Origin of the sequence: Corallococcus sp. AB018, assembly GCF_003986945.1 — a bacterium.
Lineage (GTDB): Bacteria > Myxococcota > Myxococcia > Myxococcales > Myxococcaceae > Corallococcus > Corallococcus exiguus.
Genome location: NZ_RAWR01000290.1, coordinates 1 through 10,525 on the forward strand (window position 1 = coordinate 1; position 10,525 = coordinate 10,525).

Annotated in this window: 5 protein-coding genes; 1 reads left to right on the plus strand and 4 read right to left on the minus strand. The window is 70.1% G+C overall.

Annotated features, from left to right (window positions below; genetic code table 11):
• Window positions 1-81: 81 nt before the first annotated feature.
• Window positions 82-1,419, plus strand: a complete 1,338-nt coding sequence (locus D7Y11_RS38680; protein ID WP_120599298.1) for a glutamate--cysteine ligase — start codon at window positions 82-84, stop codon at window positions 1,417-1,419.
• 49 nt (window positions 1,420-1,468) lie between these two features.
• On the opposite strand, the gene D7Y11_RS38685 is transcribed toward D7Y11_RS38680, so the two are convergent.
• The 4 genes from D7Y11_RS38685 to alaS all read right to left on the minus strand — a co-directional run bounded on the left by D7Y11_RS38685 (window position 1,469) and on the right by alaS (window position 10,408).
• Entirely contained in the window at window positions 1,469-2,092 is a 624-nt protein-coding gene (locus tag D7Y11_RS38685) for an outer membrane protein (RefSeq protein ID WP_121755829.1), read from the minus strand.
• A 104-nt stretch (window positions 2,093-2,196) separates the two neighbouring features.
• Window positions 2,197-7,053 (minus strand): TIGR02266 family protein, encoded by a 4,857-nt coding sequence (locus D7Y11_RS44675; RefSeq protein WP_233607538.1) that lies wholly within the window; start codon window positions 7,051-7,053, stop codon window positions 2,197-2,199.
• Window positions 7,050-7,715 carry a hypothetical protein gene (locus tag D7Y11_RS38700; protein WP_121755828.1) on the minus strand — a complete coding sequence of 222 codons (666 nt, stop codon included), beginning with the start codon at window positions 7,713-7,715 and terminating at the stop codon, window positions 7,050-7,052. The genes D7Y11_RS44675 and D7Y11_RS38700 overlap by 4 nt, the downstream gene beginning before the upstream one ends.
• Window positions 7,712-10,408 (minus strand): alanine--tRNA ligase, encoded by a 2,697-nt coding sequence (alaS, locus tag D7Y11_RS38705; RefSeq protein ID WP_121755830.1) that lies wholly within the window; start codon window positions 10,406-10,408, stop codon window positions 7,712-7,714. The genes D7Y11_RS38700 and alaS overlap by 4 nt, the downstream gene beginning before the upstream one ends.
• Window positions 10,409-10,525: the final 117 nt, after the last annotated feature.

The following is a 10,525-nucleotide window of genomic DNA, read 5'->3' on the forward strand; positions in this document are numbered from 1 at the left end:
GGACGGGGGATGCAGGGCGCATGGGGGCAGGGTGCTCAAATGAGGGCAAGGCCAACGGCCCCCGTTATATAGGGCGCCCTCATGTCCCTCGACCTCAAGCGCGTGGCCTCCGAGCCCCTCACTTCCGCCGCCCCCCTGGTGGAAGAGCTTCGCAAAGGGGAGAAGCCCCGGACCCAGCACCGCCTGGGGCTGGAGCACGAAAAGTTCATCTACCCCGTGGGGTCCGCCCAACCCGTGCCCTATGAGGGACCGAACGGAGTAGGTGCCCTGCTGGAGCGCATCGCCCCGGGCGGCTACGAGCCCTTCCGGGAGACGCCCCAGTCGCCGGTCATCGCGCTGCAGCGCGGGATGGCGGCCATCTCCCTGGAGCCGGGCGGGCAGTTCGAACTGTCCGGCAGCCCCTTCCACACGGCGCGGGAGGCGCATCAGGAGAACCTCCAGCACCTGAAGGAGACGAAGGCGGCGGCGTCCGCGCAGGGCCTGCGGCTGGTGGCGCTGGGCTACCGGCCGGTGGGCACGACGGGCGAAATGCCCTGGATGCCCAAGACGCGCTACCAGGTGATGCGCCGCACGCTGCCGGAGCGCGGCCGGCTGGCGCTGAACATGATGCTGATGACGTCCACCGGGCAGGTGTCGCTGGACTGGGCGGACGAGGCGGACTGTGTGCGCAAGACGGTGGCGGTGGCGCGCCTGTCGCCGCTGCTGGTGGCGCTGTACGCCAACAGCCCGCTCCTGGAGGGCAAGCCTTCCGGCTACATGTCCTTCCGCAGCCGCGTCTGGGAAGAGGTGGACCCCACGCGCTGTGGCTACCTGCCGTCCTGGTTCGACGGCTCGTTCTCCTATCAGGCCTATGTGGACTGGGCGCTGGACGCGCCGCTGCTGTTCCTGCGCCGCGAGGGCGAGTACCGCCACCCGAAGCTCACCTTCCGCCAGCTCATGAAGGAGGGCTACGAGGGCCAGCCGCCGGACATGGGGGACTGGACGGACCACCTGTCCACGCTCTTCCCGGAGGTGCGGCTGAAGAAGGTGCTGGAGGTGCGCGGCGCGGACAGCGCGAGCGCGGCCATGACGGGGGCGCTGGGCGCGCTCTGGCGCGGCATCCTCTATGACGCGCAGGCGCTGGAGGAGGCGGAGCTGCTCCTGCCGCGGCTGAACTTCACCGAGCACCTGGCCTTCCACGACACCGCGCGCCGCGAGGGCCTGGCCGGGAAGCTGGGGCCTCGCGAGCTGCACCGGCTGGCCGGGGAGATGGTGGCCATCGCGAAGCGGGGGCTGCAGCGGTTGGACCCCGAGGACGCGCCGCTGCTCGCGCCGCTGGAGGCGGTGGCGGCTTCGGGCCGGTCGCCGGCGCAGGCGGTGCTGGACGCGTGGAAGGAAGATCCGCGTCCGGAAGTGCTGATGACGCGCTTCGAGCTGTGAGGACGTGACGCGTCCGCGGGAGCCTTGCGTCCCGCGGACGCGGAGCCGGCTAGAAGCGGCCGCCCACGGTGAGGTTGCCGTTGAAGAGGCTGCCCTTGGCCTCCTCGGTGGTGCCGGGGACGGTGGTCAGGTCCTCGCTACCGACGAGGCGGTAGGTGGCGCGCACGCCGGCGGACAGGTGGCCCAGGCGGTATTCGATGCCCGCGGCCAGCGGCAACTCCGTCTGCCAGTCATTGCCGTAGATGGGCGCGGAGCCCGAGGACGCGTGCAGGAAGCTGAGGCCGAAGCCCGCGCCCACGAAGGGGTGCCACTTGTGGTCGACGACGGGGCCGAGCTTGCCCATGAACGTGCCGTTGTTGCGCCAGATGTGGTTGCCGCCGAGGACGCGGGCGTCATCGATGGGGATGTTCTGGCCTTCGTAGCCGACCTCCACGCCGATGTACTTCCAGGGCTGGGCGTTGGCGGTGATGTTGAACAGCCCGCCCACGCCCGTCTCGTCGCCCAGGTCGCCGGTGAAGCCGCCCAGGCCCACGCCCACGTCCAGGCCGGCCGTGGAGTCCTCTTCGCTGAAGCTGAGCTTGCGCGACACCTCGCTCGCATCCACCGCGAGGGCTGGCCCCGCCACGCACGTGCCGGCCACCACCAGTCCTGCCACCATCGAAGTCCGTCTCATGACCAGGTTCCTCCCGCTAGAAGTGTGGGACCTGGAATGGAAGCTGGGACGACAGGGCCTGACAGCACACCCGCCCTGTGGACGGAGCCAGGAGGCCGAGGGCCTCAGCGCCGGCCGAAGAGCTTCTTCAATCCGGAAAGCAGGCCGCTCGGCCGGGCTTCTGGTTCGGTGTGGAAGGGCGAGCGGGCGATGAGTGCATCGCGGGAGGCGTCGTCCAGCTCCTCCGCCGCGAGCGTCACCGGCTGCCGCTTCGCGCCGGGCAGGGTGGCGCTGAAGGCGAGGGTGCCGTCGGTGGACAACTCCAGGTACACCTCCACCTCGCCGGGGCGTTCCACGGAGAGGGTGAGGCAGCCGAGCCATTCGTTCTCCACGGCGGTGGCGGCGGTGCCCTGGAAGAAGGCGAGCGCCAGCGGACCGGGGACGGTGATGGGGATGACGAGCGTCTTCGCGGTGGGCAGGCGGGTGTTGCGCTCCAGCACGCGGCGGAAGGTGCCGGCGTCCTCGGCGACGCCGATGGGGGCGGTGAGGACCTCCGAGACGCTGGCGGCGGGCTTGCCGGTCTCCGACAGCAGGAGCGCGTGACCGAGCAGCGCGGCGCCGCGCACCACGGCGGTGCGGGCGTCCACGTCGTCGTCGCGCACGGGCACGCCCAGGCTCTCCTCCAGGCGGCGGCGCACGAGCGGTGAACGGGACTGGCCGCCCACGAGGAGCACGGCGTCCAGGCCTTGAGGGGACAGGGCGTTGGATTCCAGCACCTCGCGGGTGACGGAGACGACACGCTGGGCGAGGTCGGCGGTGAGGGCCTCCATGCGCTCGCGGTCGAGCTTGGGGCCGGGGCCGGTGGGCAGGGTGACGTCCACGCTGTCCTGGGTGGAGAGGGTCTCCTTGGTGGACTCAGCGAGGGTGCGCAGGGGGCCCCAGTCGAGCAGGTGTTCGGGGCGGGGGTGGCCCTGTCCGGCGAGGTCGCTGACGAGTGCCTCGGCGATGCGGGCGTCGAAGTCCATGCCGCCGAGGGTGGGGTCGCCGCCGGTGGTGACGACCTCCAGGTCATCGCCGGTGACCTGCACCACGCAGACCTCCAGGCCGCCGCCGCCCAGGTCCACGACGAGGACGCGTTTGCGAGCGAGGCCCCGGCCGTACGCGTACGCGAGCGCCGCGGCGGCGCTGTTGGTGAGCACGCGGGGCACGTCCAGGCCGGCCATGGTGGCGGCCTCGCGAAGGGCGGCGCGCTGGCGTTCGGTGAAGTGCGAAGGCGCGCAGAGCACGGCGCGCGTCACCTTGCGGCCCAGGTGCGTGGTGGCCGCCTGATGCAGCTCGCGCAGCAGCATCGCGGTGAGGAGGGTGGGCGCCACGTGGCGGCCATCGAGCTCCACGCCCGCGTCCCCATGGCGGTCGGTGGCGACGGGGAAGGGGAGCTGCGGGGAGAGCCAGCGCAGGTTCGGGGAGCGGGCGCGCACGCCGAGCAGGCGCTTGAGGCCGGTCGCGGCGCGGCGGGGTGCGCGGGAGGCTTCGACGAGCGCGGCGGCACCGACCAGGAATTCTCCGGCGCTGTTCACCGCGATGACGGAGGGAAGGCCCGAGCCGTCGTTGCCGGGGATGGGGATGGGCGTGGCGACGCCGTCGATGAACGCGGCGACGCGCGCGTGTGAAGTGCCCACGTCGATGCCGAGCACGACCTCCGCCGCCGCGGGCGTGGTGACGGGCACGGCGGGAGCCAGGTCGAAGAGCGTGCGGCGGCGGCTGCGCGCGGTGGCGGTGCTGCTCTGTGCGTCAGCGGAAGGCGGTGGTGCGGCTTCGTCGGTGCGCGGGGACTGGGGCGCGGTGGAGGTCTGGGACGGCGGTGGTGATGAGGCCGTGAGGACAGATGCCGTGGCTTCGGTGGACCGTAGGGTTTCTGTCGCGACCGATGCTTGGGGATTCGGTTGTTCCGACGTCGCGCGGGTGGGCGCGTTGGCTTCGCTGGAGCGCGGAGATTCTGTCGCGGCGGATGCTTGTCCCAACGCCGCGCTGACGGGAGCGGTGGCTTCGATGGAGCGCGAGGACTCTGTCGCGACCGATGCTTGGGGATTCGGTTGTTCCGCCGCCGTGCTGATGGTCGCGGCGGCTTCACTGGTGCGCGGAGATTCTGGCGCAGCCGATGCTTGGGGATTCGGTTGTTCCGACGCCGCGGTACTGGGCGCGGTGGCTTCGCTGGAGCGCGGAGATTCTGTCTCGGCCGATGCTTGTCCCAACGCTGCGCTGATGAGTGCAGCGGCTTCATTGGAGCGGGAGGACTCTGGCGCAGCCGATGCTTGAGGATTCGGTTGTTCCGACGCTGCGCTGAGGGTCGCGGCGGCTTCACTGGCGCGCGGGGATTCTGTCGCAGCTGATGCTTGAGGGGGCTGGGGTTCCGAACCCGTGCTGATGCGCGTGGCGGCTTCGCTGGCGCGCGGGGGCTCTGTCGCGGCCGGTGCTTGGGGGGACGGTTGTTCCGACGTCGCGCTGATGGGCGAGGTGGCTTCGCTGGAACGAGGCGGCTGCTCCGTGGCGGATGCCTGCTGCGAAGGCGTACTGACCTGTGCGGTGGTTTCGCTGGCGGCGGGCTGTTGCTCCGAGGTCGAGCTGTCCGCACCGGAATCTTCGTGCTCCACGGCGGATTCGCGCGGCGATGGTTCCTCGGCAGTGCTGCCCAGAGCGGCGGCTTCGGTGCCGCTGGGGGCATTCGCCGCGGTGTGCTGTGTGGCTTCGCCCGATGCGACCGGTGACGCGGAGGCGCTGGTGGAAACCTGGAGGGGCGCCGATTCCTCGACGGGCAGCTTCGTGTCGGACGCGAGCGCATTCGAGGCGTCCAGGGCCGCCGGGGTGGACACCGTCGGTGGCGGAGTCTCTTCGGGGGGCGGTGCTACCGGGGATGCGGACCGCGTCTCTTCGTGGGACCCCGCAGCCAGCACAGAAGCGAGTGCCTCATCGTGCTCTGGCGCTTGGACCGACGCCGATTCGAGTTCGGGCGAAGCATCCACCGCGGGCGCGGCCACTGCCGGGGTCGTGTCTTCGGATGCAGAGGAGCCGACGAGCGCCGTCCAGGCATCCTCGGTCGGCAGCTCGACCACGACGACTGTCGATGCGTCCTCCTCGTCCATCGGAGGCGCGGAGACGGGCTCGGGCACAGGGGCCGAACTCGCGGTAGGAGCGGCCGTTGAAGTCGTGACGGCTTGCGTGTCGCGCTCGGGCTCGTCGGTGTCCGTGGCTCCGACAGCTTGTTCAAGCGCCGCGCTGAATGGATCCACGTCCTCCGAGTCTGTGCTGAGCGCGCGCGGAAGGGAGTCCGGATCGATACCCCATGCGCGAAGGCGCTCGGCCTCCCGTTGGCTCGGCGTCGTGAACGGCTCTGGAGGAGGGGGCGTTTCCTTCGGAGCATCCTCCGAATGGAACCCCACGGGCTGCGACGTCGCCTGGGGAAGGTCTTCTACGACGTCGGAGTCCGTGACTGCCGGAGCGGTCTCCGCCGTCGAGCCCTCGGCGGCGTCGAAGTCCGGGGCGGCCGGCAAGTGCTCCGCCGGCGGAAGCGCTGCTTCGGTATCGCCCCCCTCGGCATCGGAGGCCGACACCGTCCGAGCATCGTCTTCTTCCGAAGGCACCGTTGCCGCGAAAGAGGCGCCCTCGGTGTCGGAGTCCGGATCCCTCCATTCACTGCTCGCCTCTGAATGGAGCGGCTCCTGGGCGCTGACGGCGTCGGGGGCTTCTGAGGGAGCCCAGGAACTTTCTCCCGGAGGGAGCGTCGCGTCCTCGGCGTCTTCCGTCGCAGGGGAGTCCGGTGCGAACTGGGGACCGGGCTCCGCCGGAGCGGGGGACTCATCGGACTCCATGCTGAGGTCGACGTCGAAGTCGAACGACGAGCCGGAGTCCGCCTGCGTCTCAACGGACACGGCTGCCGCTTCCACGTGCGCCGGTTCCGCTGCGCCTGGCGTGTCCGCGAACTCGGAAGCCGTGTCTCCAGTCTCCTCCGTCGCGTACTCGGGGCTCCACCCGGAATGCTCGGGAGCATGCGCGGCTCCGAGCACGGCGTTCGGATCAAACGCGTCCACTGACGCGGGAGTGAAGTGGTGCGCGGATGCTTCGCCAGCGTCAGGCGCGCCAGATGCCTCTGTTGCCGGTGGAAGCGCTTCGTCCTCGCGTGCATCCGGAACGGAGGCGCCCCCATCAGCCGCCGCGGGCTGCGCTTCCACGCGACTGCCATCGGCCTCTGGAGTAGTCGATGCGTCCGCTGCCTGGACTCCTCTGGACGCAGGAGTCGTCGGCTGGACCGTGAACATCTCCTGGGTCGCCCGTTGTGGATCCAGTCCGACCGGACGCCTCCGTGGCTTCCGCAGGAAGTCCACCGACGGAAGGGGCGCCAGTTCCTCTTCTTCGTCGACCGCGTGCTCCGGAAACAGCGACACCGGGTCATCCGGTTCAGCCAGGTCCGGCGGCGGCTCCGCGACGGGCAGCTTCACGGCCGGCAACGTCATGGACGCCTTCGGCGGCGCGGCGCGTGTCCCCGGTTTCTCGAGGACCACCTTCGCCGGAGGCTCTACCGGTGCCGGCGCTTCAATGCCTGACGCAGGCCGTGCCGGATTCACGGCTGGAGTCCGTCGCACCAGCCCCGGCGGCGCCACCTCCATCCCGCTCCGCCGCGCGACGATGCGATCGATGAGCGCCTTGCTCGCCGCGTCCAGCTTGGTGAAGCGCACCGTCATCCCGGTCCGAGCACTGCCCGCGTCCGGCTGCGCCTTCAACACCACGCCTTCACCGCGCAACAGCCGCGTGCCATCCGCGAGGACGAACTCGAACGCCAGCCCCGTGCCTTCCGGCTTGAGTGCTCGCGTGGCCACGAACACTCCACCGCGCCCCACGTTCGAGCCATACCGCTCGATGAACTCCTCCTCCCCCGTGTACGGGAGTCGGATGCGCAGCGGGAGGAGCTTGGGGGCCGGCCCGGTCATCGCAAGGGGATCCGCACGTCCCCGCCGGAGCCCCGCACCACGAGCGCCAGCCCATCGTCTTGCACGGCGTCCGGCGGCACCTCGAACAGCAGCGCCACTTCCGTGCGCTGCGCGGGCGCCCACATGGAGGGCAGGGGCTTCGTGCCGGACACCGCCTGCGCGTCACGCGCCAGCGGATACGTCTGCCCCTTCGCGTCCGTGAGCTTCACGCCCTCCAGCGTCAGCGGCGCGGGCATCCCACCCACGTTCTGGGTGATGAGCTCCACGCGAAGGAACAGGTCCTCCGTCGTGAGGCTCAGCCCCGACTTGCCGGAGCCCTTCACCGAGTGCGACGCCTCCAGCCCCGTCACCTTCATCGCCACCGTGTCCACGTGCACGGTGTCGTTGCGCTCGGGCAGCCGCAGCTTGCGCGGCCCGCTGTCGCCCATGCCCGCGGCCAGGCCCGCCAGCTTCGACTCCTCCGGCTCGCGCTGGGCAGGCTGTGGACGCGCGGCCACGGCGCCGCCCTGCTTCACCCGGTCCGCCTCCGCGCGCAGCTTCTGGAGCGTGCGCGCGTCGGCTTCCTGTCCCTCTTCGGACGTGGAGGCTTCCTTCGTGCAGCCCCCCAACAGGAGGGCCGCCGTCAGGAACGCCAGGATGCGGGATGAAGCGCGAGGACTCACGCCGGGCTCGCGCCCTTCACCAACTCGAAGAGCTTCTCGAGCGCCACGGGCAGCTTGTCCGCGTCCGGGCCACCGGCCTGGGCCATGTCCGGCTTGCCGCCGCCCTTGCCGCCCACTTCCTTGGCCATCTCGCGAACCAGGTTGCCCGCGCTGATGCCCTTGGCGACGAGGTCCTTCGTGGCCGCCACCAGGATGACGGCGCGGCCGTCCTTCTCACCGCCAATGGCGATGATGCCCGACCCGATGCGGTCGCGCAGCTGATCCGCCATGCCGCGGAACACCTTGTCGTCCGCGGGGTCCACGCGCGTGGCCAGCACCTTCATGCCGTTGACCTCGCGCGCCTGGTCCAGGAGGTCCTTCTGCGAGGCCGACTGGGCCTTCACCGAGACCTCCTCCACCTTGCGCTCCAACTCCTTCACGCGCTTCTGGGTGGCCTCGACGCGGACAGCGACTTCCTTGGGGTTCGTGCGCAACAGCGCCGCGACCTTCTTGAGCTCGTGCTCCTGCTCGCGCACGAACTGGAGCGCGCCCACGCCCGTCACGGCCACGATGCGCCGCACGCCGGAAGCGACGCCGCTCTCGCTGGTGACCTTGAACAGGCCGATGTCGCCGCTGCGCTTCACGTGCGTGCCGCCGCAGAGCTCCGTGGACTCCGGGTGCACGGTGACGACGCGCACGGTGTCGCCGTACTTCTCACCGAACATGGCCACGGCGCCGGACTTCTTCGCGTCGTCCAGGTTCATGACACGCGTCTGCGCATCCGCGTTGTCGCGCACCCAGGTGTTGACCAGGTCCTCCACCAGCTCCAGCTGCTCCTGGGTGGCGGGGGAGAAGTGCGAGAAGTCGAAGCGCAGGAAGTCCGGCGCGACGACGGAGCCCGCCTGCTTCACGTGCTCGCCGAGCACGCGCTTGAGCGCCTTGTGCAGCAGGTGCGTGGCGGAGTGGTTCGCGCGGATGGCCTTGCGGCGCTCCACGTCCACGGACGTCTGCACCATGTCACCGACCTTGAGCGTGCCTTCCTTCACCTCCACGCTGTGGACGATGAGGCCCTGCACCGGGCGCTGCGCGTCCTTCACCTGCACCACGGTCTTGCCGCCGTGCGCGACGATGCGGCCCGTGTCGCCCTGCTGGCCGCCGGACTCGCCGTAGAAGGGCGTGCGGTCCAGCACGACTTCCACCGTGGCGCCCGCGGAGACCTGGGGCACCTCCACTCCGTCCTGCACCAGGGCGATGACGCTGCCTTCGCCCTCGTGGCCCTCGCCGTCGTAGCCCAGGAACTGGGTGGGGGCGGTGCGCGCGAGGACGGTCTGGAAGACCTCCGTGGTGCCCTTCTTGGTCTTGACGAAGTCGTCCTGCTCGTCGGCTTCCTTCTCCTTGATCTTGTTGAAGCCCTCCAGGTCCACGTCGTAGCCGCGCTCGCGCGCGATGATCTGCGTGAGGTCCCAGGGGAAGCCGTAGGTGCCGTGCAGCAGGAAGACGACGTCGCCAGCGAGGATCTTGCCGCCGGAAACCTGGAGCTTGGACAGCTCCTCGTCCATCAGCTTGAGGCCGCGGTCGAGCGTGCGGCGGAAGCCCTCTTCCTCGTGCTTGGCGACTTCGAGGATGAAGGTGCGGCCGTCGCGCAGCTCGGGGAACGCGTCGCCCATGAGCTCGATGACGCGGTCCACGACCTTGAAGAAGAAGGGCTCCTTGATGCCCAGCTGCGTGTCACCGTGGCGGATGGCCCGGCGCATGATGCGGCGCAGGACGTAGCCGCGCGCCACGTTGGAGGGCTGGACGCCGTCGGCCACGAGGAACGCGGTGGCGCGGGCGTGGTCGGCGACCACGCGCTGCGAGGCGCCGGTCTCCTGGGTGTAGGGCTTGCCGCACAGCTCGCTGACGGTGGCGAGGATGCCCTGGAAGAGGTCGGTGTCGTAGTTGGAGCGCTTGCCCTGGACGACGGACGCGATGCGCTCCAGGCCGGCGCCGGTGTCGATGGACGGCTTGGGGAGCGGGATGAGGGGCGCGTCCTTCTCCTTGCGTTCGAACTGCATGAACACGAGGTTCCAGATTTCGAGCCACCGGTCGCAATCACACGCGACGCCCTGGCACTTCCTGCCCGCGGCCTCTTCCACGCAAGGGATGTCGTCGCCCTGGTGGTAGTGGATTTCAGAGCAGGGGCCGCACGGGCCGGTGTCGCCCATGGCCCAGAAGTTGTCCTTGTAGCCGAGCTTCAGGATGCGGTCGCGAGACACGCCCTCCTTCGCCCACAGGTCGAAGGCCTCTTCATCCCAGGGGATGTTGTTCTCGCCGTTGAACACGGTGACGGCGAGCCGGTCGATGGCCAGGCCGAGCCGCTTCGTCACGAACTCCCAGGCGAACGAGATGGCGTCGGCCTTGAAGTAGTCGCCGAAGGAGAAGTTGCCGAGCATCTCGAAGAACGTGTGGTGGCGCGCGGTGTAGCCCACGTTGTCGAGGTCGTTGTGCTTGCCGCCAGCGCGCACGCACTTCTGGGACGAGGTGGCGCGGCGGTAGTCGCGCTGCTCACGGCCGGTGAAGACGTCCTTGAACTGGACCATGCCGGCGTTGGTGAACAGCAGGGTCTGGTCGCCAACGGGCACCAGCGAGGAGGAGGCCACACGGCGGTGGGCGCGCTCCTCGAAGAACTGGAGGAACGCCTCGCGGATCTGGGAGGCGGTGAGGGCGGAAGGCATGGTGTGGGTATATGCCACAAGAGGGCCGGGCGCAGCAGTTCCTGGACGGGTCATCCCCCCTGGGACGGGGCATGTAGGCAGGGCTGACGTCAGGAGGGCAGGGGAGCGGCCGGGGGC